Raw genomic sequence first — 21,733 nt, forward strand, 5'->3', positions numbered from 1 at the left:
GATCCAGTCAGATCGAAACACGCTCCAGAGCCTTTCCGATATAGACAGGACCCGGAACCAGCAATGAGTAAGGCCATCTTCGCCAAGATGAACGGACTGGGCAACAAAATCATTGTTGCCGATATGCGCGGACGCAGCGATCGTATCGCTCCGACTGCTGCCATCCGTCTGGCCGGAGAAGAGGCAACTTCCTTTGACCAGATCATGGCCATCCATGATCCAAAGACGCCCGGCACTGATCATTATATTGAGATCATCAATTGTGACGGCACACAGGCGCAAGCATGTGGCAACGGCACACGCTGCGTTGTGCAGTGGCTTTCTAATGAAAGCGGAAAACAGGATTACACTTTCCAGACACTGGCTGGCATCCTGACCGCCAATGAGCACGAAGACGGGCTGATTACGGTCGATATGGGCAAGCCGCATTTCGGCTGGAAGGAAATCCCCCTCGCACATGAAGTGGACGACACCCGCGCCATTGATCTGTCTGCTGGCCCTGCCGATGCGCCTGTTCTGCAAGCGCCGTCGATTGCATCCATGGGCAATCCGCACGCGATCTTCTGGGTCGAAAACGATGTCTGGTCCTATGCGCTCGATCAATATGGACCGGGGCTGGAACATGATCCGATTTTCCCGGAACGCGCCAATATTTCCATCGCTCAGGTCACATCGCGCGACAGCATGAACCTGCGCACATGGGAACGTGGTGCGGGCCTTACCCTCGCATGTGGTTCTGCCGCCTGCGCTGCCGCCGTCTCAGGCGCACGTACTGGCCGTACCGAACGCAATGTCACGGTCAATGTCCCCGGCGGCCCGCTCAAGATTGAATGGCGCGACGACGATCACGTCATGATGACCGGTCCCGCTGAATGGGAATTTGATGGCACATTCGATCCCGCAACCGGCGAATGGGAGTACGCCCCTAATCAGAGCAGAGGTGCTGCCTGATGGCCGTTGAAGTCGTAACTTTCGGATGCCGCCTCAACACCTATGAATCCGAGGTGATGAAGCGCGAGGCAGACAGCGCCGGCCTTGGCGAACTCAAAGATGGCGCGATCATCTTCAACACCTGCGCCGTTACGGCAGAGGCCGTGCGTCAGGCACGTCAGGCCATCCGCAAGGCACGCCGCGACAACCCGGAAGCCCGCATTATCGTCACCGGTTGTGCTGCGCAGACGGAATCGGCCAAATTCGAGGCCATGGATGAAGTCGACCTCATTCTGGGTAATGAGGAAAAGCTCAAGGCCAACTCCTATCGTATGTTGCCCGACTTCGGCGTGAACCAGTTCGAAAAGGTGCGCGTCAACGACATTATGGAAGTACGCGAAACCGCGAGCCATATGGTCGATGCGATTGAAGGCCGCGCGCGCGCATTTGTGCAGGTGCAAAATGGCTGCGATCATCGCTGCACCTTCTGCATTATCCCTTATGGTCGCGGCAATTCACGCTCGGTGCCGATGGGCGGCGTAGTCGATCAGGTCAAGCGCCTTGTCGATAACAGCTATCGCGAAGTGGTTCTGACCGGGGTGGACATGACCTCTTACGGTCCCGATCTGCCGGGAAGCCTGCGTCTCGGCAAGCTGGTGAAGACCGTTCTCAGCCAGGTGCCGGATTTGCAGCGCCTGCGCCTGTCATCCATTGATTCCATCGAGGCCGACGAAGACCTGATGGAAGCAATCGCCAACGAAAAGCGCCTGATGCCCCATCTGCATCTGTCGCTTCAGGCAGGCGACGACATGATTTTGAAGCGCATGAAGCGTCGTCATCTGCGTGATGATTCCATCCGATTCTGCGCAGATGTCCGCGCACTTCGCCCTGACATTGTGTTCGGTGCCGACATCATTGCAGGTTTCCCGACCGAGACCGAAGAGATGTTTGCAAACTCGATGAAGATCGTCGAGGAATGCGGGCTGACGCATCTGCACGTCTTCCCATACAGCGCACGCGAAGGCACACCGGCTGCGCGTATGCCGCAGGTCAGGCGCGAAATCGTCAAGGAACGCGCAGCGCGTTTACGTGCCGTTGGCGACCGGGCTTATGAAAAACACCTAGCTTCTCTCAATGGCACAGTGCAGCGCCTGCTGATCGAGAAGGAAGGCATTGCCCGCACGGAAGGCTTTACGCTGGCCGCTGTTGATCAGGGTAACGCTGGCGAAATTATCGAACGAATTGTGACGGGGCATGACGGTGAAAAACTCCTCACCCGTCAGACAGAGCCGCAAGCGGCTTAAAGCTTAAGGGCATCAGATTTCATGGCAATGGGTTTCATCAAGAAAATGTTCTCCTTCGGCAAGAAGGAGGTTGAAGAAAAGCCGGTCGACCAGCCCGCTCCTGATGCCGTGGAAGCGGCTTTAGAAACACAGCTTCCTGAAACCGTCGAGGCGCCTGAAGAAACCGAAAACACCGTCGTTGAAGTGGTTATTTCCGAACCGGAAGTACCAGTGATCGCCAGTGAGCCAGAGCCTGAACAGATTGAAGAGCCTGCCGCTGAACCGGTTGAGGAAGAAAAGGCAGAACCGGAGCATCCGGTTGCCGAGATCGAAATCCCGATTGAACAGCCACCGGTGATGGAACCGATCGTGGTTGAAGCACCTGCGCCAGAGCCCGTTGTTGCGCCCGTCGTCGAGCCAGAGCCTGTTGCTGAACCCGAACAGGTTGAAGTCGCGAAAGCTCCTGAAGTTTCAGAGGCACCCGTTGTTGAGGAAATAGTCGAGCCCGCAACTCAGCCAGAGGCAGCGAAGCCCAAAAAGGTCAAGGTCGCAAAGGCCGTTGAAGAACATCAGGAAGAGGTGCCGGTCGAGGCAGCGCCTGAGCCAAAGCTTTCTTGGTTCGAGCGCCTGCGTCGCGGCCTGCTGCGTTCATCGAATTCATTGAGCGATTCCATCAGCGGTATCTTCACCAAGCGCAAGCTCGATGAAGACACGTTGCAGGATCTTGAAGACGTGCTCATTCAGGCCGATCTCGGCCTTGAAACAGCTATGCGTGTGACCGATGCGCTGTCGTCCGGCCGTTATGGCAAGGACGTGACTGGCGAAGAAGTGCGCAACATCATGGGCGCGGAAATCGAAAAGGTGCTTGGGCCCGTCGCAAAGCCTTTGGAGCTTGATCTCTCGCACAAGCCGCATGTCATTCTGGTTGTCGGCGTCAATGGCACCGGCAAGACCACGACCATCGGCAAGCTTGCCGCAAAGCTGACCGCTGGCGGCCTCAAGGTGATGCTAGCGGCAGGTGATACTTTCCGCGCCGCCGCTATCGAACAGCTCCATATCTGGGGCGAGCGTACCGGATCGCCTGTTGTTTCAAGCAAGCTCGGAGCGGATGCGGCAGGCCTTGCCTATGACGCATGGAAACAGGCCAAAGATGCGGGCAGCGACGTTCTCATCATAGATACAGCAGGCCGTTTGCAGAATAAAGCCGAGCTGATGGATGAACTCGCCAAGATCGTCCGCGTTCTTGGCAAGCACGACCCGGAAGCCCCGCACACGGTTCTCCAGACCTTGGATGCAACCACCGGCCAGAATGCACTCAATCAGGTCGAGATTTTCAAGAATATCGCTGGCGTCAACGGCCTCGTCATGACCAAGCTTGACGGCACGGCACGCGGCGGCATTCTGGTGGCCATTTCAGCCAAGCATAAGCTTCCGATCTATTTCATCGGCGTCGGCGAAGGCGTCGACGATCTTGAACCATTTGCGGCCAAGGATTTTGCCCGCGCCATCGCAGGAGTTGCCTGATGGAGCATCCCGTTTTCGAACGCGATCCGTCGCAAAAGACCGAAGCAGAACGCAAGGAAGTCCCGCCGCTGCTCAAGCTTGCGCTGGAACTCGGACCGCTGCTGATGTTCTTTTTTGCCAATGCGCGTGGTGAAAGCCTGATCGAGCGCTTTCCAGTGCTTGGACAGATCGGCGAGCCGATCTTTCTGGCAACCGCACTCTTCATGGTTGCAACCGTCATTGCGCTTGCCATTTCATGGTCGATGACACGCACCCTGCCGATGATGCCGCTCATTTCCGGCATCGTGGTTCTGGTGTTTGGTGCGCTGACGCTCTGGCTGCACAACGATACCTTCATCAAGATGAAGCCGACCATCGTAAACACGCTGTTTGGCGCGATCTTGCTCGGCGGGCTTTTATTCGGCAAATCCCTGCTTGGTTATGTGTTTGATTCGGCTTTCAAGCTGGATGCAGAGGGTTGGCGCAAGCTGACCTTCCGCTGGGGTTTGTTCTTCATCTTCCTGGCAATTGCCAATGAAGTGGTGTGGCGCAATTTTTCGACCGATGCCTGGGTTTCCTTCAAGGTCTGGGGCATCATGCCGATCACCATTTTCTTCACGCTTTCACAAATGCCGCTTATCCAGAAGCACACTTTGCCTGAGGCGAAAGCCGAATAAATAAGAAGGCGGCGAAAGCCGAATGAATAAGAACGTGGTGAAAGCCGAATGAATAAGAGTTCGGTGAAGGCCGAATAACAAACGCATGAAAATGGAGGACGCCATGCCCCAGATCGACAAAAGACTCGATATCGAACAGTTCATCTGCCGCAGCGATAATTATGGCGTTCTCATCCATGATCCTGAAAGTGAGCTGACCGCGGCAATCGACGCGCCGGATGCGCACGCAATCGAAGCGGCGCTCAAGCGCCGTGGCTGGACGCTCGACTTCATTTTCACGACGCATCATCACCTTGATCACGTCGAAGGCAACGAGGCGCTGAAAGCCAAATTCGGCGTCAGCATCATCGGACCAAAGGCTGAGCTAAACAAAATCCCGACACTCGACCGTACCGTTCAGGACGGCGACGAGTTCACCTTCGGACTTTTCAAGGTCAAAGTGATTTCCACACCCGGTCACACGGCTGGCGAGATTTCCTTTTATCTGCCAGAAGCAAAAGTCGTGTTTACAGGCGACACGCTTTTTGCACTGGGCTGCGGTCGACTGTTTGAAGGAACACCGGATATCATGTTCCAGTCGCTGCAAAAGCTTGTGGCGCTGCCGGGCGATACTGCCGTTTATTGCGGCCACGAATATACGCAGAGCAATGCACGCTTTGCCTTGACCATCGATCCCGACAATTCGGCATTGAAGGAACGTGCAGCCGAGATTGCGCGGCTCCGTGCAGCTGATAAGATGACCCTGCCCTCCAGCATAGCGCTTGAAATGGCAACCAATCCATTTCTTCGCTGGCACGATGGCCGCATTCGCACGCGGCTTGGAATGCAGGGCGCAACTGATGAAGCGGTTTTCGCGGAAATCCGTAAGCGCAAGGATTTATTCTAGGACATTACCATGATGACGATTTCTCGCTTCAAACAGTTTCATGCAGCAGCTCTGCTCGGCCTTTCTCTTGCGATCCTTCCGCAGTCAGCGAACATGGCCTTTGCCGAAGACATTCTGGCAATTGCAACGCCACCGCAGACACCAGCTGACATCAACAATTTCAAGCTGACCGAAGACCTCCTGACGCGTATGGAAAAAATCCATACGCAGCTTGAGGATATGCAGCTTTCACCGACTGCCGAAGAAGGTCAGGATGCGCAGCCGTCGATGGATTCCATGGTCAAGAGCATCGAATCGCGCCCGCAAGTGGTTGAGGTGATGAAGGCGGAAAACATCGAGCCACGCGATTATCTTCTCGCCTATTTCGCCATGATGAGCGCGCTTGCAGCAGCCGATGCCGAAGAAGAAGATCAGCTTGTCGATGAAGTGAAGCAGATCAATCCCGAGCACCTCGTCTTTGGCAAACAATATGGCGACCGCATTCGCGAACTGATCGGAGAATAGAGCATCAATGAAAAACCGGCGAAGTTTCCTTCGCCGGTTTTTTCTTTCAAGATGATTGCCTTAGCAGCCGTAGTGCGTTGATTGTCACCAGAACGGTCGCGCCGGTATCGGCCAGAATTGCTGGCCAGAGGCCGGTAATCCCCAGCACCGTGGTCACAAGGAATACCGCTTTAAGACCAAGTGCGATTGTAATGTTCTGATGAATATTACGCATGGTCCGCTTCGACAGATCGACCATCGCAGCCACATCACCGACGCGACCATGCAGCACCGCTGCATCCGCAGTTTCCAGCGCCACATCCGTACCGCCACCCATGGCGATGCCAACATCGGCTGCAGCAAGCGCTGGCGCGTCATTGATACCATCGCCAACCTTGGCAACAACCTGACCCGCATTGCGAAACTCGCCAACAATCCGCTGCTTGTCTTCCGGCAGGAGTTCGGCGCGCACTTCGATGCCCAGATCCTTGCCGATAGCTTCTGCCGTGCGACGATTATCGCCGGTCAGCATAACGGTACGAATACCGGCTTCCTTCAGCGTCTTAAGCCCCGCAATCGCATCCGCGCGCGGCTCATCACGCATGGCTATGGCACCTGCAATTTTTCCGTCTGCAACCAGAACAGAAACCGTCTTACCTTCATCATTGCAGGCAGCGATCCGCGCCGCCAGATCGTCCGGAATGGCAGAGATTTCATTCGCAGCCTTGCGCGAACCCAAGAACAGCTCAATGCCATCAGCTTTACCTGACACACCCTTGCCGCCATGTGCCTTACCTGCCGAAACGGCTGAGAGTTTCAGGCCACGCGTATCAGATGCACCGACAATCGCTAAAGCCAGCGGATGGCTTGAACCTGCATCAAGTGATGCAGCCAGTCGCAAGACTTCTTCTTCCGAAAGTGCGCCAGACAGAACATCCGTTACCTGCGGCTTGCCTTCTGTCAGCGTACCGGTTTTGTCGAAACAGGCGGTCGTAATCTTGCCTATGGTTTCAAGAACTGCGCCCCCCTTCAACAACAGCCCGCGCCTCGCACCGGCCGAAAGCGAGGCGGCAATGGCTGCAGGTGTCGAAATAACCAGCGCACAGGGGCAACCGATCAGCAGAATGGCCAGACCTTTATAAATCCACTCACCCCATTCAGCACCCGCGACCAGCGGCGGCAGAATGGCAACCAGAGCCGCCACGACAACCACGCCCGGCGTATAGTAAGTCGAGAAGCGATTGATGAAACGCTCTGTGGGTGCTTTGGCTTCCTGTGCTTCCTCAACCAGCCGCACAACACGCGCAATCGTGTTGTCCTGCGCTGCGGCTGTCACTTTGACCCGCAACAGCCCGTCGCCATTGATGGTGCCTGCAAAGACGCTGTCGCCGACTGCCTTGCCGACAGGCGTGCTTTCACCCGTGACGGGTGCTTCATCGATAGCGCTTTCACCCGAAATGATCTCGCCATCCGCAGGCATACGATCACCGGGACGCACCGCAATTACGTCGCCCACGCTCAGCTCTTCCGCTGGTACTTCTTTTGTGGAGCCATTGCTTTCCAAAAAGGCGGTCTTCGGCACCAATGCCGTCAGCGACTGAATGCTTGCGCGCGCCTTGCCTGCGGCCACACCTTCCAGCAATTCACCAACCAGAAACAGGAAGACGACAGCGGCAGCTTCTTCGGTCGCACCGATGATGACAGCGCCAATGGCCGCAATAGTCATCAGCATTTCAATCGAAAACGGCGTGCCATTGATGGCTGCGGAATAAGCACGCTTTGCAATCGGTATGAGGCCGATCAGCATTGCAGCCGTAAAGGCCCATAATTCAATCGGCGGATAAAGATGACCAACAATATAGGCAACCACCAGACCACCGCCACAGGCGAGCATCATCTGGCCCTTGCCGCTCTGCCACCAGCGCTTCGGTTTTGCAGGCACCTTTGGCTGGATTTTGAGCGCCCCTGTCGATTGCGCGCTGGCTTTGTAGCCAAGTGCCGTAACCTTCGCGGCAATCTCGTCAACACTGGCCGAGCCGTCATGATTGACGGTCATGGTGCCATTTGTGACGGAAACAGACACATCCTGCACCCCGCCGACACGACGAACAGCCGTGTCGATCTTGGCGGCACAGGAAGCACAATCCATACCCTCCACGCTGAAGCGTAAACTGTCGGCGCCCGCTGTAATCTGCTTTGCTTCGGGTTCGTCATGAGCGTGATCATGATGATCGTGGTCGTGCTTGTGGTCATGATCATGGCCGCTACAGCCTGCGTGGTCATGGTCATGGTCATGGTCGTGATCGTGATGCTCATGCTTGGCAGGTGCTTTTTCGTCAGCCAATGGTTCGATGCCATAGCCAAGACTGCGGACCTTTTTGGCAACACTTTCCAGATCGCTGCTGCCATCATGGCGCACCGTCATCATGCCCGTCGTCACCGACACGGAAACATCTTCCACGCCCGAAACGCGGCGCACAGCCGTATCGATTTTTGTCGCGCAGGAAGCGCAATCCATGCCTTCAACGCGAAAGCGGTTTTGTTTCAAAATCTCGTTCATGACCTGCCCCTATCGAGACCACTCTTGAATTGTCTGAAACAAGGTCTACATCCTCTAGTGACTAGAGGAGCAAGAGAAAAAATGATTACCAATGTTCCGATTGGCGAAGCATCGAAAGCCAGCGGTGTGAAAGTGCCAACTATCCGTTATTACGAGCAAATCGGGCTTCTCCCGGTGCCTCCGCGCACGGAAGGAAATCGCCGCCTTTATGACAATGCCGATATTCAGCGGCTGTTATTCATCCGCCATGCGCGCGATCTGGGCTTTGAAGTGGATGCGATCCGCACGCTTTTAGACCTTCAGGACAATCCCGACCAGTCGTGCGCTGCAGCTGATTCTATTGCACGCGCGCGCCTGATCGATGTCGAGCATCGCATCACCAAACTATTGTCTTTGAAAACTGAACTTTTGCGGATGCTGGATTGCACGGCACATGGCCGTATCGACCAGTGCCGCGTTATCGAAATCCTGGGCAATCACGATGAATGCGTACATCCGAAGCACTAAACTTCAGACGCAACCATCAATAAGCGGCCATCGCCTTACTGAATCTTCTCGAATCGAGTCGCCTCGATTTTCAGCGTCCCGAGCTGCGTGCCTATGCGGGCAACAACCGGCGCATAGATGCCGGAATTGCCTAATGAAGCGAAAGAGATCGTCATCTTGCTGCGCGTGCTCAGATAGTCGATGGCCTTCTTGCCCTTCTGGTAGCCTGAGATCGGCACGAACTTGGCCGAGCAGATCACCGATTCGCCCGTAAAACCTTCCGTCGTGAAAGATTCTGTGCCATTGAACGCCAACCGGATGTCGGCACGGGTCTGACCATCGAAAACTTGAAGCGTGCGATTGCACACGGCTTTTGGATCTTTGGTGGGAATCATCAGCGCACTGAGCGGGTCACTCACATTGACCAGATCATTGGGGGCTGTTTCCACCCAAGGATCGCGCTTTTTAACCGGCGGCAGATTTTCCGATTCGGTCACATTGCCACTCGAAAAACGTATCTTGGTACTCTTGTTCTTTCGCCCATGCTTGTAAGCAAGATCGAAAGCGGATGGAATAACTTTACCCTGAACCGAGTTACCGCCAACATAGACGGTGCCGTCCGTATCATCGAAAACGCGCGCGATGCCTGATGTCTTGAAGCGGCCATTCACACCGTAACTCGAACCTTTGACGGTGGTTTCAATCGCGGAACGCGCGATCGAGAGGCCGAACATCGAGATTTCATACTCTGTTCGGTAGAGAGCGTCTGCCTGAGCGCTGCTTATTGCAGCCACGCTCGCAATCGCCAATCCGGTTAGCAATGCAACACCCCGCCGCGCTGCCCCATTCTGCATCCACTCGCTTTTCACCGGCTTGAAGAAATGCGATTGCTCGATCATGCCAGATTTTCCTTTCACGATATTCGCCCCGTGAAGCACCGTGCACCCGCACGAACAGTGCCCCAGCAATCCAAATCCACGCATCGCGTCAGCAAAACCGATTCTGTTTTTCCGACCCATGCTGTAGTTTGTCTTTGCGCTTTTGACTATAAATGGCTCCAAATCTGCGTAGAATTCTCTTTCAGCATTAACTGTCGAACAGCAAAAATCGGCGAAGTTATGATCGGGAGGGTCTTCCGATACCGCAAAAGGCCGTAAATGCGCGCCTTTGGGCCATCATGGCGGAATCTATCTTGACTGTAATCGCTACTCTCACTATAGAAACGCGACTTTCCCAATAGGCCGCCTGTCCGAGATCGCGCGCCAGCAGCAGAAATACTGCTATGATTGCGTTGAATTCGGACATTCGAGTCGGGGCCTGAGAAACAAAAATTTGAAGGTGAGACCAAAATGTCCCGCGCTTGTGAATTGACCGGCACCTCGGTCCAGTACGGCAACAATGTAAGCCACGCGAACAACCGTACGCGTCGTCGCTTTCTGCCGAACCTCTGCAACGTTACGCTGATGTCCGAAGTTCTCGGCCAGAGCTATCGTCTGCGCATCTCCGCTTCTGCTCTGCGTTCGGTTGAGCATCGCGGTGGTCTTGATGCATTCCTCGTCAAGTCTGACGACAAGGAACTTTCGCAGCGCGCTCGCCTGCTGAAGCGTCAGATCGCTAAGAAGCAGGCTGAAGCTGCTGCATAAGCAATCAGCTTTTTAAAGTTTGACAAAAAAGGCTGACTCGCGTCAGCCTTTTTTGCTGGTTCCATCACCCAGGATAAAAAAATGCCTATTACAGGTCCTTCTTTTGCCCGGCTATTGCCGGCGGTGATAGCGATGTGTGCAGCTGTGGCTGCATCCAACATCCTTGTCCAATATCCTTTCCAGCATTTTGGCCTTGGTGAACTGCTCACCTATGGTGCTTTCACCTATCCGGTGGCATTCCTCGTCAATGATCTGACGAATCGCCGCTTCGGTCCTTCAGCCGCACGCAAGGTCGTCTATGCCGGTTTTGTGCTCGGTGTCCTCATGTCGATCTGGCTTGCAACCCCGCGTATTGCCATTGCATCCGGCTCGGCATTCCTGATCGCACAGCTCATGGACATTACAGTCTTCAATAGCCTGCGTCAGAAGACCTGGTGGAAGGCGCCCTTCGCAGCTGCAATGTTCGGCTCGGTCGTTGATACGATCCTGTTCTTCTCCATCGCCTTTGCTGCAAGCTTTGCGTGGATCGACGCGATGACCGGCATGCCCGATTCGTCGCTGGCAGAACCCGCCTCGTTCCTTGGCCTTGGCGTACCCCTCTGGGCTTCGCTGGCTTTCGGTGACTTCTTCGTAAAGGTCGTGATGGGAACGCTGATGCTGGTGCCTTATGGTGCCATTCTGGCGATTTTCGCACCGGCACTCTATGCGCCAGACCGAGCCAACGCCGCGAAAAACACTAATCTTTAGAAGTCACGATCCGTTTATCTGAATAAAAATTGGTTTTTCTCAGCGAGTAAAGCCTATAAGAAACGCGCTTCGATAAAAAGACGGATGATCGTCCGTCTTTCTTTATCGGAGCCATTTTCTATATTGTTAACAAGAAGCATGATCCGCGAAGATTTATTTCCTTAGCGGTCTTAATGCTTCTTCGTTGAGATATTTATATTTAGATAAGGATGAATGAGATGTCCTTTAATAAGGAAAAACTTCCGCTCGTCATTATTACCGGCGCAAGTTCTGGCATTGGCCTGGCTACTGCGAAGATGTTTGCTGATCGTGGCCATCCGCTGCTGCTTCTTGCGCGTCGACTGGACGTCATGGAAAAGCTCAACCTGCCCAACACGCTCTGCAAGTCGGTCGATGTAACCGACCGAAAGGCTCTTGTAGCTGCAGTTCAGGAAGCCGAAGCCAAGTTCGGCCCTGCGGATGTCATCGTCAACAATGCCGGTGTCATGTTGCTGGGCGATGCAACGAAGCAGAACCCGGATGAATGGGACCGGATGCTCGAGGTCAATGTCAAAGGCCTTCTTAATGGCATCCATGCCGTCTCGGCAGGCATGGTGGCACGCAAACATGGCACCATCATCAACATCAGCTCGGTGGCAGGTCGCAAGACATTCGCTAATCATGTGGCCTATACGGCCACGAAATTCGCCGTACACGGGCTTTCTGAGAATCTGCGTGAGGAACTCTCGCCGCATGACGTTCGCGTTGTGACGATAGCTCCAGGTGCCGTCGAGACCGAACTTCTCAGCCACACCAACGACGCAGGCATCAAGGCAGGCTATGAAGCATGGAAGAAGGATATGGGTGCGCCTGTGCTTTCAGCGGACGACGTTGCCCGCGCCATTGTCTACGCCTATGACCAGCCACAGGGCGTCTGCATTCGCGAAATCGTGCTCGCGGCAACCCGCCAGCAGGCTTAAAAGAGGCCCGAAAGCGCTTTCCCAAAAGTGGAATCCGGTTTTAGGATAAAATGCGCGCTCAAAATGCCCCTCTATCTTATGCCAAAACTCCATGAGTATGGTTCATGGAGTTTTGGTTAAGCCCGGGTGGCATTGGTCTTTTTCAAGGCGCGATGCGCCAGCGTCTCGGCGCCTTGGTATTATCGGCCACCTGCGCGACGGCGTCCGCGGCCTTTGCCTTCTGCGCCCCGTTCTTCGAACAGGGATGCAAGCTGCTCGGTCATTGCACCGGCTAGCTCTTCCGCGTCCACGATGGTCACGGCACGCTGATAATAGCGGGTGACGTCATGACCGATACCAATAGCGATCAGCTCAACCGGCGAACGGGTTTCGATCTCTTCGATGACCGCGCGTAAGTGGCGCTCAAGATAATTGCCCGGATTGACCGAAAGCGTTGAATCATCCACCGGCGCACCGTCGGAAATCATCATCAGGATCTTGCGCTGTTCAGGACGAGCCAACAGACGCTGATGCGCCCAGATCAGCGCTTCACCGTCGATATTTTCCTTGAGCAGACCTTCGCGCATCATCAGGCCGAGATTGCGTCGTGCTCGGCGCCATGGCGCGTCGGCGCTCTTATAGATGATATGGCGCAAATCGTTGAGGCGACCCGGATTGGACGGCTTGCCACGGCCCAGCCATGCTTCGCGCGACTGACCGCCCTTCCAGGCCTTGGTGGTGAAGCCGAGAATTTCGACCTTCACGCCGCAACGCTCCAGCGTGCGGGCAAGAATATCGGCGCAGGTCGCTGCAACCGTTATCGGACGACCACGCATCGAGCCGGAATTATCGATAACCAGCGTCACGACCGTATCACGGAAATCCGTATCGCGTTCCATCTTGTAGGAAAGCGGCTGTGTCGGGTCGATCACGATGCGCACCAGACGCGCCGTATCGAGATAGCCCTCTTCCAGATCAAAATCCCAGGAACGGTTCTGCTGCGCCATCAGACGGCGCTGCAGACGATTTGCGAGACGTCCAACAACGCCCTGCAGATTGGCCAGCTGCTTGTCGAGGAAGCCGCGCAGACGATCAAGCTCAGCCTCATCGCACAGATCGGTGGCTTCTACTTCCTCATCGAATTCGCGCGTAAAAACATTGTAATCGACATGCTCTGCGAAATTGGCAAAAGGCTGGTTCTGACGGCGCGTGTCGCCCGGCGTTTCCGCATCGACATCTTCGCTGTCGTCCATATCGTCGGAAGCCGCATCGGCGGCATCCATTTCGCCCTGCTCACCTTCTTCGCTGGAACTGTCCGATTCTTCGCTTTCAGCCGAATCAGAGCCTTCCTGGCTTTCTTCGCCGCCTTCCTCGTTTTCGTCTGAGTCGGGCGTCTGTTCGTTATCTTCGTCCTGCTCGTCGCTTTGCTCTTCCTGAGAAAGCTCCTCGGCCATATCCATGGAAGCGAGCATATCGCGCACGGTGCGCGCAAAAGCCTGCTGATCTTCCAGATTTTCGCCAAGACGGGCAAGCTCTGCACCGGCCTTCTGTTCGATCCACTCGCGCCAGAGATCGAGTACAGGGCCAGCTTCGGCAGGAGCTTTGCGACCGGTCAGTTTTTCGCGCAGCAGAAGCGAGATCGCTTCTTCAAGCGGCGCATCTTCCTTGTCGGTCACATCGGAGAAATTGGCGCGGGCATATTTATCTGCGAGCATAGTCGCAAGATTATCGGCAACACCGGCCATTGCGCGGGCACCAATGGATTCCACACGCGCTTGCTCGACCGCATCATAAATTGCGCGCGCCTGCTTGCCTTCCGGCGCAAGGCTTGCGTGAATACGGGCATTATGGCGCGCCTGACGCAGCGCCATGGAATCACCCAGACCGCGCGTAACGGCAACATCATGCGCCGTCGGACGTTTTGGCAGATCAGGCAGGCGGGCACGATTGGCGGTCAGCGCCGGACGATCATTGCTGAAAGCCACTTCCAGCTCATTCTCGCCGGAAATAGCGCGCATGGTCGCGGTCATTGCCCGCTTGAACGGCTCGGAATCAACCGGCCCGTTTTTACGCTCGCGCGAATTATCGCCTATTGCTGACTTCTGGCCCGACATCTGCCTATCCTGACTTTATACAAAGCACCGCCGCCCGTTATGGGCGGCAGGTTTCATCCAGCCTTATGCCAATACGATATTGGCAGCAGATTCTGGAAGTTCCTCACCGAAAGCGCGCTGATAGAACTCAGCCACCGTCTGGCGCTCAAGCTCATCGCACTTGTTGAGGAAGGTCAGGCGGAATGCAAAGCCGACATCATTGAAGATCGCGGCATTTTCAGACCATGTAATGACGGTACGCGGGCTCATCACGGTCGAAAGATCGCCGTTGATGAAAGCCTGACGGGTCATGTCGGCAACGCGAACCATCTTGTTCACGATCTCACGGCCTTCCGCATTCTGGTAATGCTTGGCCTTGGCGAGAACGATGTTCACTTCGTTGTCGTGTGGCAGATAGTTGAGCGTGGTGACGATCGACCAGCGGTCCATCTGGGCCTGGTTGATCTGCTGCGTGCCATGATAAAGGCCGGTCGTGTCGCCCAAACCAACGGTGTTGGCGGTCGCAAACAGACGGAAAGCCGGGTGCGGATGGATAACGCGGCTCTGGTCGAGCAAGGTCAGACGGCCCGAAGTTTCCAGAACGCGCTGGATCACGAACATGACGTCCGGGCGACCCGCATCATATTCGTCAAAAACCAGCGCAACATTGTGCTGATAGGCCCAAGGCAGAATGCCGTCCTTGAATTCAGTAACCTGCATACCGTCTTTTACGACGATTGCATCCTTACCGACGAGATCGATACGGCTGACATGGCTGTCGAGGTTGACGCGAACGCAAGGCCAGTTGAGGCGTGCAGCGACCTGTTCGATATGGGTCGACTTACCGGTGCCGTGATAGCCTGAAACCATCACGCGGCGGTTAAATGCAAAACCTGCGAGGATCGCGAGCGTCGTCTGACGGTCGAAAAGATAATCCGGATCGCGTTCCGGCACATAGGAATCGCCTGCCGCATAGGCTGGCACCCGCATGTCGGAATCAATTCCGAACACTTCGCGCACCGAAACCGTTGTATCCGGCAAATTGGCTATATCCCGCTCAACCTTGTTCATCATGCCTCCAGAGCGGCAGGACTGTCCGGCCGCGACATTCAAATTCGATCAGGGAGCCTTTCGGTGAACCGGATGACGCCCTTCTGTTCAGTTGCGGGCATCCGTAATCGCATCTGCGCGCAAGCGCAGTAGATGAATGTCCGTCAGGGCATTGAACATGCCCTGATACTCGGCCTCATAAAGCCCACAGAGGCTTTAGCAAAAACCTGCTGTCTTGAGCAATTGATAAGCCTGAATGACCTCGCGAAATCTTTCTTCAGACCCGCGGTCACCACCATTTGCATCGGGATGGTGTTGCTTCACAAGTTCTTTATAGCGCGACTTGATCATATCGCTAGTCGAATTTGCATCAAGACCGAGCGTCGCAAGCGCCTTTACTTCCAAAGTGCGCGGTTTGCGCTGCACAGCTTTGGCAGTGCCGGGATTGCTTTTCGCATCTTTGACGAAATTGAACGGATCGCGCAGACGATTGTGATAGGCAGCCGAACCCGAACGACGGGTCGCCATATCCGGCGACGTGCGTGCGGAAGCGGTGGAGTTGGATGCCGTCGACCAAGTCGGGCGATTGCCGGTGATCGCATCCTTCTGGAATTTCGAGATTTCGCCGTCGGACAAACCGGAGAAATAATTGAAATTCTTATTATATTCCCGGACATGATCCACGCAGAAATGAAGGTATTCACCCTCGCGCATGCGCCCGACCGGCGCACGATGCGTGCCCGGCTTATCGCAACCGTCCCACTGGCAGCAGGGACCGCTGGACTTCTTTTCCGCTTCCTTCTTGGGACGGATGCGGATGCTGTCGAAAAGTTTTGAGTGCGTTGTCATCGAATCGGATTATGCGAATTAAGAGTGACTAAACAAGAATTGACATTTCATCCTGAATGGTTTTGGCCATGAATTCAGGGCGAAATTTTGATGCAGATTGCAATTCCTGTGCGGATTTGCCCCACGGGTTGCCGCCGAGGCGACGTCTATATGAGGCACAACGTCTATATGGGGAGAACTGGCCAAAATGTCCATTCACAATAGCAAACAATCTTCAATGGAAGCCAAGCTTAATGCAGCTTTCTCTCCGGAACGGCTTGAAATCATAAATGAAAGCCACCTCCATGCAGGCCATCATCACGAAGATCGTGGCCATCATGAGGTCTATGATGGTACCGGCGAAACACATTTTCGCGTGCGCATCGTATCTGCCAAGTTTGAGGGTATGAGTCGCATCGCGCGCCATCGCGCCATCAACGATCTTTTAAAAGAAGAGCTGGAAACCGGCGTTCACGCACTCGCACTGGAGCCTACTGCGCCCGGCGAAGCGACACGCCGCTGATGTTTTATGCTGACGCTTTAAGCCATTTGCGCAAACGACCACGCGCATTGGCATAGGGCGAGGACGTGTTGAACTGGATCATGCGGCCCAGCGTATATTTTTCATACCAGAGGACGCCGTAAAGCTCAGTGTCCGTACGCGCCTTGATTAAGGCCAGCAGCGCATTCTTTGCCGTTTCAAATCGCGATAAAAGCGCTTCAAAGGATAGCGTTTCGTAATCCCGGTAAAACTTGGCCGCTAAAGCACCAAGTTCATTCCATTTGAAACCTGTTTCCGGAAAATCGACTGTAAGCCCCTGATCGCTCCGTTCGCACCATTTGAGCACCAGCTCGTTCCATCCGGTCAGATAGGCGACGAGATCATGCACGCTCATCAGCGTGTCCTTTGCATGGCCTTCCATGGTTCTGGATTTGGTCTGCTCCGGCTCAACGCGTGAAAGATCAAGCAACAGCCGCGCATAATTTGTTTGAATTGCCTCAAGCAGTTCCTGTTTGCTGGATGGCACAGCCATCAGGATGAAACCTTCGCAACGACGACACCAGAAAGCGGTTTGCCATCGGCATCCAGCGGCACGATGCGCAGACGTGTGAGGCGGTTCTTTTCCTTTTTCAGCACCGAAAAGCGCTTTCCGTGGAAGGTAAATGCCTGCTTCACTTCCGGTATGGTCTGCGTTTCATGAATCACCAGACCGGCAACGGTGGTCGCTTCCTCATCCGGAAGCTTCCAACCCAGCGCGCGGTTGAGATCACGGATCGGCAAAGAGCCATCGACCAGAATCGAACCGTCTGGCTGCAACCGCAGCCCCTGCATGTCGATATCATGTTCATCGGAAATGTCGCCGACAATCTCTTCGAGAATGTCTTCCAGCGTTACCAATCCCTGCACATCACCATATTCGTCAACAACGACGGCAATATGCGCCTTGCGGCGCAGAAACGCGTCGAGCTGGTCCTGAAGTGTGGTTGTGTCAGGCACAAACCACGGTTTGCGCGCCACTTTCATGATGTCGATGCGGGAGAAATCATTATCGACATCGTAAAGCGCGCGCAGCAGATCCTTGGTATGGATGATGCCGACGATATTATCGATCTCATCCCGCCAGACCGGCATACGCGTGTGCGGGCTTGCAAGAATATCACCGACAATCTGATCAGCAGGCGCATCAGCATTGATCGTGCCCATGGATGTGCGATGCACCATGACATCGCTGACTTCCAGTTCTTTAAGATCCAGCAGACCGCCAAGCTGATCACGATCTTCCTTGATCAGCGATTTATCGCGGTGCAGCACTTCGACCGCACCGCGCAATTCTTCCTGTGCGGAAAGCATCGAACGGCCGGATGCGAGATTAACACCGAACAATCGGAGAATTTTGCGCACGATCCAGTTCACCAGTCCCGAAACCGGGCCGAGAAAAGTTACAACCGCTGAAACAGGGCGTGCAACATTCAACGAGAATCGGTCAGGGCTGGAAATGGCCCAGGATTTGGGCAGCACTTCAGCAAAAATGACCAGAATGATGGTCATCGCCAGCGTCGAATAGGCCACCCCTGCATCACCAAACAGGTGCAGGAAGATATTGGCAGCAATCGACGAGGCAAGAATATTGGCGAGGTTGTTGCCAATCAGAAGCACACCAATCAGCCGGTCGCGCCTTCCAATGAGATATTGAACCACTGTAGCGCGTTCATCGCCATTATGCGCGTAAGTGAGCATTCGGGCGCGGGATGCGGCGGTCAGTGCCGTCTCCGCGCCGGAAAAAAAGCCCGACAGAATGATGCAGAGCAGGATGATGCCACACATGATCCATAGCTCGAAAATCATTCTCGTATTCCTTTCGGGGTCAGACGGCGAGGCGTTCCTTCAGAAATTCCAATACTGCTGCAGGCGGTACGTCCTTGGCAATGAAGGATTGACCGATGCCGTGCGTCAGAATGAATGTCAGCGCACCACGCGCCACTTTCTTGTCCTGCGCAATGTAATCCATCAGCTTTTCAGCATCCGGCAGGCCACCCGGCACTTCATGCAACGATGTCGGCAGCCCGACAGCTTTCAGATGCGCTTCAACGCGTTCGGCAGCCTCGACGCCACAAAGGTTCATCTTGACCGAAAAGCGATGCGCTAAGGCCATGCCGATGGCAACGCCTTCGCCATGCACCAGACGACTTGAATCATAGCCGGTCGCGGTTTCAAGCGCATGACCGAATGTGTGTCCGAGATTGAGCAAAGCACGGTCACCATTCTCACGCTCATCGCGCGCCACAACCGCGGCCTTCGAACGGCAGGATTCGGCAATTGCTTGTGTGCGTGCAGCACCACCTGCAAAGACTTCACGCCAGTTCTTTTCAAGCCAGGCGAAGAAATCCGGACGGTCAATCAGGCCGTATTTGGCCACTTCTGCATAGCCTGCACGGAATTCACGCTCACTCAGTGTATCAAGCACTTCCGTATCGGCCAGCACAAGCTGCGGCTGATAAAACACGCCGACAAGGTTCTTGCCAAACTGCGTGTTGATGCCAGTCTTGCCGCCAACGGACGAATCCACCTGTGCAAGCAACGAGGTTGGCATCTGAACGAAGCTCATGCCGCGACGTACGATACCGGCAACAAAGCCGGACAGATCACCCACAACACCACCGCCAAAAGCCACAACTGCATCACCACGTTCAAGACGAGCGGCCAGCACGGCATTGGTCACAGTTTCCAGTGTCGAGAAGGACTTTGACTTCTCACCGGGCGCCACAACAACCGGCGTGGATTCGATACCTGCACGGGCAAAACTTGCGCTCAGAGCTTCGAGATGAGCCTTGGCAACATTTTCGTCGGTGACGATTGCCATACGAATCCCCGGCAGACGCTTTGCGACTTCTTCGCCAGCGCGCGCGATCAGGCCTTTTCCGATCAGAATTTCATAGGATCGGTCCCCCAGCGAAACCGGAACTGTCACACTGTCGGCGCTCAAAGGGGTATTCATGCAGATAGTCTCCTAATGCATGTTGCGGAAAATTTAGAAGCGGCTTTCCGATAACGACATGCGTAAAAACAACAAAATAGAGCGAGCGTGGCGTTTAAATTTAAGCGCGACACGCTCTATTGTCAGGCTTCGCCCTTGGTGAGATGCGCGGTGAGAACGTCGATCAGTTCACCGGCAATCACTTCCTTCTTGTCGTCCCGCGTCATCACATGCAGATCAGCGAGCGCATAAACCGGATAGCGCACGTCCATCAGCCGCTGCATCACGCCGCGCGGATCGTCATTTTTGAGAAGTGGCCGGTTCTGACGGCGCGAAACACGATCCATCAGTACATCAAGCTCAGCATTCAGCCAGATGGACACGCCATTGGCAGCAATCGCCTCACGGGTTTCGGCATTCATGTAAGCACCGCCACCGGTGGCAAGCACCATAGGACCATCTTCAAGCAGCCGCAGGATAACCCGGCGCTCCAGATCCCGAAACTCGGCTTCGCCATAGGCATCGAAAAGTTCAGGCACGGTCATACGGGCTGCAGATTCAATCTCATTATCCGCATCTTTAAACGGCAGTCCGAGCATGGTTGCGACCTTGCGGCCGACGGTCGATTTTCCTGCGCCCATCAGCCCAACAAGAACAACGACTTTCGCACCAAGAAGCTGACGGACGGCATCCGCTTGCTCGTTAAGATTTGTCTGTTTTGTTGTGCTGCTCATTGACCTCATCCATTTCCTCCGGTTCCACATGAAAAACCGTGCGGCGTCAATCGCTTTCATCGGCTAAAATGAACCGGACATGGGTTTTTATGCGCCGGAACTGCCCGTCCTTGCTTTCGTCTCAATAGCACAGCATAAACGCTTCATGCCCACGCTGACGCGCATCATTGCCTTGCTCGCTGTTATTGCCGCCATAGTCTATGGCGCAATGTTCTCACTTGCCAACTTTGTGAAACCGACCACGCACGAAATTACGGTCGAGATTCCCTCATCAAAATTGAAGCAGACCGTCGTGGCACCGCCGCCGCCTGCCGTATCGGACAATGAACCGGTAACAAGCGAAACTGGACAGGAGTAATATGCGCGCTTCACTGGCCATCGAAAACTTTCTTGAAATGATGAGCGCTGAACGTGGAGCCGCGGGCAACACGCTTGAATCCTATCGCCGCGATCTTGAAGCTGCGGCCGATGTGATGCAGACGCGTGGCGTTAATCTGGCAGAAGCGAAGACCGAAGATGTCCGCCATGTTCTCGATGGCATGTCGAACGAAGGCTTTGCCGCCACCTCGCAGGCACGGCGTCTTTCGGCACTCAGGCAATTCTTCCGTTTTCTTTATTCTGAAGGCTTCCGGCAGGACGATCCGACCGGCGTTATCGATGCCCCTAAAAAGCAGAAACCGCTGCCAAAGATCATGAGCGTCGAAAATGTCGGCCGTCTTCTTGATCGCGCCGATCTTGAGGCAAGGGAAGCGCCGGAACCGGCTGAGCGTATCAAGGCGCTGCGCCTGCACGCACTACTTGAAACACTTTATGCAACGGGCCTGCGTGTCTCAGAGCTGGTCACGCTGCCAGTCAGTGTGGCACGCACCGATCATCGTTTTCTGATCGTTCGCGGCAAGGGCTCGAAAGAACGCATGGTCCCACTGTCGCAAAAAGCGCGTGAAGCACTGCAGAACTTTCTCTCTCTGCGCGATTCATTGCCCGGCTATGACGACAATCCCTGGCTGTTTCCGGCTTTCTCCGAAAGCGGTCATCTGGCGCGACAGGTCTTTGCGCGCGAATTAAAAGGGCTTGCCGCACGAACCGGCCTCTCCAGCGCCTCGATCTCTCCGCATGTGCTGCGCCACGCTTTTGCCAGCCATCTTTTGCAAAACGGTGCTGATCTGAGAACCGTGCAGCAATTGCTCGGCCATTCGGATATTTCTACCACCCAAATCTATACGCATGTTCTGGAAGAAAGACTGCATAAGCTGGTAAGTGAACATCACCCGCTTGCCGATTAAGCGCTCTGCAGGTAAGAGAATTTCAGAAAAATTTGCAAGATGCGCATGAAGTAAATATGTAAGGCGTCGTAAAACAGCCGTTTTCTAGCGTGTTTTATGGCCAACATCTCTGGAAACGCACAATAGTCAGGCC

At 54.8% G+C, this 21,733-nt stretch carries 22 protein-coding genes; 13 read left to right on the forward strand and 9 right to left on the reverse strand.

From position 1 onward, the window contains the following. Positions 1-63 precede the first annotated feature (63 nt). The 6 genes from dapF to KMS41_10460 all read left to right on the forward strand — a co-directional run bounded on the left by dapF (position 64) and on the right by KMS41_10460 (position 5,783). Positions 64-951 carry a diaminopimelate epimerase gene (gene dapF, locus KMS41_10435; protein ID QWK77489.1) on the forward strand — a complete coding sequence of 296 codons (888 nt, stop codon included), beginning with the start codon at positions 64-66 and terminating at the stop codon, positions 949-951. Then, complete coding sequence (gene mtaB / locus KMS41_10440; protein QWK77490.1) at positions 951-2,234, forward strand: tRNA (N(6)-L-threonylcarbamoyladenosine(37)-C(2))-methylthiotransferase MtaB; 1,284 nt, start codon at positions 951-953, stop codon at positions 2,232-2,234. The genes dapF and mtaB overlap by 1 nt, the downstream gene beginning before the upstream one ends. Before the next feature lie 21 nt (positions 2,235-2,255). Further along, positions 2,256-3,737: a signal recognition particle-docking protein FtsY gene (gene ftsY / locus KMS41_10445; GenBank protein QWK77491.1), complete on the forward strand. Its 1,482-nt coding sequence runs from the start codon at positions 2,256-2,258 to the stop codon at positions 3,735-3,737. Continuing rightward, positions 3,737-4,393, forward strand: a complete 657-nt coding sequence (locus KMS41_10450) for a septation protein A (GenBank protein QWK77492.1) — start codon at positions 3,737-3,739, stop codon at positions 4,391-4,393. The genes ftsY and KMS41_10450 overlap by 1 nt, the downstream gene beginning before the upstream one ends. A 103-nt stretch (positions 4,394-4,496) precedes the next feature. Further along, the gene (gene gloB / locus KMS41_10455; protein ID QWK77493.1) at positions 4,497-5,279 is read left to right on the forward strand and encodes a hydroxyacylglutathione hydrolase; all 783 of its coding nucleotides are present in this window, start codon (positions 4,497-4,499) and stop codon (positions 5,277-5,279) included. A 9-nt stretch (positions 5,280-5,288) separates the two neighbouring features. Further along, entirely contained in the window at positions 5,289-5,783 is a 495-nt protein-coding gene (locus tag KMS41_10460) for a hypothetical protein (protein QWK77494.1), read from the forward strand. A 46-nt stretch (positions 5,784-5,829) separates the two neighbouring features. Here KMS41_10460 and cadA read toward each other — a convergent pair whose 3' ends face one another. After that, positions 5,830-8,322 carry a cadmium-translocating P-type ATPase gene (gene cadA, locus KMS41_10465; GenBank protein QWK77495.1) on the reverse strand — a complete coding sequence of 831 codons (2,493 nt, stop codon included), beginning with the start codon at positions 8,320-8,322 and terminating at the stop codon, positions 5,830-5,832. 84 nt (positions 8,323-8,406) lie between these two features. On the opposite strand from cadA, the gene KMS41_10470 reads away from it, so the two are divergent. After that, complete coding sequence (locus tag KMS41_10470; GenBank protein ID QWK78844.1) at positions 8,407-8,829, forward strand: helix-turn-helix domain-containing protein; 423 nt, start codon at positions 8,407-8,409, stop codon at positions 8,827-8,829. Positions 8,830-8,864: 35 nt separating this feature from the next. Here the strand turns inward: KMS41_10470 and KMS41_10475 are convergent, their stop codons facing one another. Continuing rightward, complete coding sequence (locus tag KMS41_10475; GenBank protein QWK78845.1) at positions 8,865-9,707, reverse strand: DUF3108 domain-containing protein; 843 nt, start codon at positions 9,705-9,707, stop codon at positions 8,865-8,867. A 450-nt stretch (positions 9,708-10,157) separates the two neighbouring features. On the opposite strand from KMS41_10475, the gene rpmB reads away from it, so the two are divergent. The 3 genes from rpmB to KMS41_10490 all read left to right on the forward strand — a co-directional run bounded on the left by rpmB (position 10,158) and on the right by KMS41_10490 (position 12,157). Then, the gene (gene rpmB / locus KMS41_10480) at positions 10,158-10,451 is read left to right on the forward strand and encodes a 50S ribosomal protein L28 (GenBank protein QWK77496.1); all 294 of its coding nucleotides are present in this window, start codon (positions 10,158-10,160) and stop codon (positions 10,449-10,451) included. Positions 10,452-10,532: 81 nt separating this feature from the next. After that, the gene (locus tag KMS41_10485) at positions 10,533-11,198 is read left to right on the forward strand and encodes a queuosine precursor transporter (GenBank protein QWK77497.1); all 666 of its coding nucleotides are present in this window, start codon (positions 10,533-10,535) and stop codon (positions 11,196-11,198) included. Positions 11,199-11,416: 218 nt separating this feature from the next. Next, positions 11,417-12,157: an SDR family oxidoreductase gene (locus KMS41_10490; GenBank protein QWK77498.1), complete on the forward strand. Its 741-nt coding sequence runs from the start codon at positions 11,417-11,419 to the stop codon at positions 12,155-12,157. Between the two features lie 179 nt (positions 12,158-12,336). Here the strand turns inward: KMS41_10490 and cobT are convergent, their stop codons facing one another. The 3 genes from cobT to KMS41_10505 form a co-directional block, all read right to left on the reverse strand. Next, complete coding sequence (gene cobT / locus KMS41_10495; GenBank protein QWK77499.1) at positions 12,337-14,250, reverse strand: cobaltochelatase subunit CobT; 1,914 nt, start codon at positions 14,248-14,250, stop codon at positions 12,337-12,339. A gap of 63 nt (positions 14,251-14,313) precedes the next feature. Further along, positions 14,314-15,300 (reverse strand): cobaltochelatase subunit CobS, encoded by a 987-nt coding sequence (cobS, locus tag KMS41_10500; GenBank protein QWK78846.1) that lies wholly within the window; start codon positions 15,298-15,300, stop codon positions 14,314-14,316. 195 nt (positions 15,301-15,495) lie between these two features. Next, positions 15,496-16,128 (reverse strand): J domain-containing protein, encoded by a 633-nt coding sequence (locus tag KMS41_10505; protein ID QWK77500.1) that lies wholly within the window; start codon positions 16,126-16,128, stop codon positions 15,496-15,498. Between the two features lie 187 nt (positions 16,129-16,315). On the opposite strand from KMS41_10505, the gene KMS41_10510 reads away from it, so the two are divergent. Further along, entirely contained in the window at positions 16,316-16,630 is a 315-nt protein-coding gene (locus KMS41_10510; protein QWK77501.1) for a BolA family transcriptional regulator, read from the forward strand. A gap of 4 nt (positions 16,631-16,634) precedes the next feature. Here KMS41_10510 and KMS41_10515 read toward each other — a convergent pair whose 3' ends face one another. The 4 genes from KMS41_10515 to KMS41_10530 all read right to left on the reverse strand — a co-directional run bounded on the left by KMS41_10515 (position 16,635) and on the right by KMS41_10530 (position 20,317). Continuing rightward, a complete protein-coding gene (locus KMS41_10515; GenBank protein QWK77502.1) occupies positions 16,635-17,141 on the reverse strand; it encodes a ClbS/DfsB family four-helix bundle protein in 507 nt (168 codons plus the stop codon). After that, positions 17,141-18,454, reverse strand: coding sequence for an HlyC/CorC family transporter (locus KMS41_10520; protein QWK77503.1), 1,314 nt, complete (start codon positions 18,452-18,454; stop codon positions 17,141-17,143). Before KMS41_10520 ends, KMS41_10515 begins: the two co-directional genes overlap by 1 nt. Before the next feature lie 19 nt (positions 18,455-18,473). After that, positions 18,474-19,604 (reverse strand): 3-dehydroquinate synthase, encoded by a 1,131-nt coding sequence (gene aroB / locus KMS41_10525; protein QWK77504.1) that lies wholly within the window; start codon positions 19,602-19,604, stop codon positions 18,474-18,476. Positions 19,605-19,726: 122 nt separating this feature from the next. Then, positions 19,727-20,317 (reverse strand): shikimate kinase, encoded by a 591-nt coding sequence (locus tag KMS41_10530; GenBank protein QWK77505.1) that lies wholly within the window; start codon positions 20,315-20,317, stop codon positions 19,727-19,729. Between the two features lie 79 nt (positions 20,318-20,396). Here KMS41_10530 and KMS41_10535 point away from each other — a divergent pair, with 79 nt between their 5' ends. Beyond that, a complete protein-coding gene (locus tag KMS41_10535) occupies positions 20,397-20,675 on the forward strand; it encodes a hypothetical protein (protein QWK78865.1) in 279 nt (92 codons plus the stop codon). A 1-nt stretch (position 20,676) separates the two neighbouring features. Beyond that, complete coding sequence (gene xerD / locus KMS41_10540; GenBank protein ID QWK77506.1) at positions 20,677-21,600, forward strand: site-specific tyrosine recombinase XerD; 924 nt, start codon at positions 20,677-20,679, stop codon at positions 21,598-21,600. Positions 21,601-21,733 lie beyond the last annotated feature (133 nt).

The organism is Ochrobactrum sp. BTU1, assembly GCA_018798825.1.
Taxonomy (GTDB): Bacteria; Pseudomonadota; Alphaproteobacteria; order Rhizobiales; family Rhizobiaceae; genus Brucella.

Excerpts from the sequence above, each read along its gene's own strand:
- KMS41_10475 (QWK78845.1), bottom strand. The coding sequence starts at position 9,707 with ATGATCGAGCAATCGCATTTCTTCAAGCCGGTGAAAAGCGAGTGGATG.
- ftsY (QWK77491.1), top strand. The coding sequence starts at position 2,256 with ATGGCAATGGGTTTCATCAAGAAAATGTTCTCCTTCGGCAAGAAGGAG.
- KMS41_10505 (QWK77500.1), bottom strand. The coding sequence starts at position 16,128 with ATGACAACGCACTCAAAACTTTTCGACAGCATCCGCATCCGTCCCAAG.
- cobS (QWK78846.1), bottom strand. The coding sequence starts at position 15,300 with ATGAACAAGGTTGAGCGGGATATAGCCAATTTGCCGGATACAACGGTT.
- cobT (QWK77499.1), bottom strand. The coding sequence starts at position 14,250 with ATGTCGGGCCAGAAGTCAGCAATAGGCGATAATTCGCGCGAGCGTAAA.
- KMS41_10520 (QWK77503.1), bottom strand. The coding sequence starts at position 18,454 with ATGATTTTCGAGCTATGGATCATGTGTGGCATCATCCTGCTCTGCATC.
- KMS41_10510 (QWK77501.1), top strand. The coding sequence starts at position 16,316 with ATGTCCATTCACAATAGCAAACAATCTTCAATGGAAGCCAAGCTTAAT.
- dapF (QWK77489.1), top strand. The coding sequence starts at position 64 with ATGAGTAAGGCCATCTTCGCCAAGATGAACGGACTGGGCAACAAAATC.
- KMS41_10490 (QWK77498.1), top strand. The coding sequence starts at position 11,417 with ATGTCCTTTAATAAGGAAAAACTTCCGCTCGTCATTATTACCGGCGCA.
- KMS41_10535 (QWK78865.1), top strand. The coding sequence starts at position 20,397 with ATGGGTTTTTATGCGCCGGAACTGCCCGTCCTTGCTTTCGTCTCAATA.
- KMS41_10515 (QWK77502.1), bottom strand. The coding sequence starts at position 17,141 with ATGGCTGTGCCATCCAGCAAACAGGAACTGCTTGAGGCAATTCAAACA.
- xerD (QWK77506.1), top strand. The coding sequence starts at position 20,677 with ATGCGCGCTTCACTGGCCATCGAAAACTTTCTTGAAATGATGAGCGCT.
- aroB (QWK77504.1), bottom strand. The coding sequence starts at position 19,604 with ATGAATACCCCTTTGAGCGCCGACAGTGTGACAGTTCCGGTTTCGCTG.
- KMS41_10460 (QWK77494.1), top strand. The coding sequence starts at position 5,289 with ATGATGACGATTTCTCGCTTCAAACAGTTTCATGCAGCAGCTCTGCTC.
- gloB (QWK77493.1), top strand. The coding sequence starts at position 4,497 with ATGCCCCAGATCGACAAAAGACTCGATATCGAACAGTTCATCTGCCGC.
- mtaB (QWK77490.1), top strand. The coding sequence starts at position 951 with ATGGCCGTTGAAGTCGTAACTTTCGGATGCCGCCTCAACACCTATGAA.
- cadA (QWK77495.1), bottom strand. The coding sequence starts at position 8,322 with ATGAACGAGATTTTGAAACAAAACCGCTTTCGCGTTGAAGGCATGGAT.
- KMS41_10530 (QWK77505.1), bottom strand. The coding sequence starts at position 20,317 with ATGAGCAGCACAACAAAACAGACAAATCTTAACGAGCAAGCGGATGCC.
- KMS41_10485 (QWK77497.1), top strand. The coding sequence starts at position 10,533 with ATGCCTATTACAGGTCCTTCTTTTGCCCGGCTATTGCCGGCGGTGATA.
- rpmB (QWK77496.1), top strand. The coding sequence starts at position 10,158 with ATGTCCCGCGCTTGTGAATTGACCGGCACCTCGGTCCAGTACGGCAAC.
- KMS41_10450 (QWK77492.1), top strand. The coding sequence starts at position 3,737 with ATGGAGCATCCCGTTTTCGAACGCGATCCGTCGCAAAAGACCGAAGCA.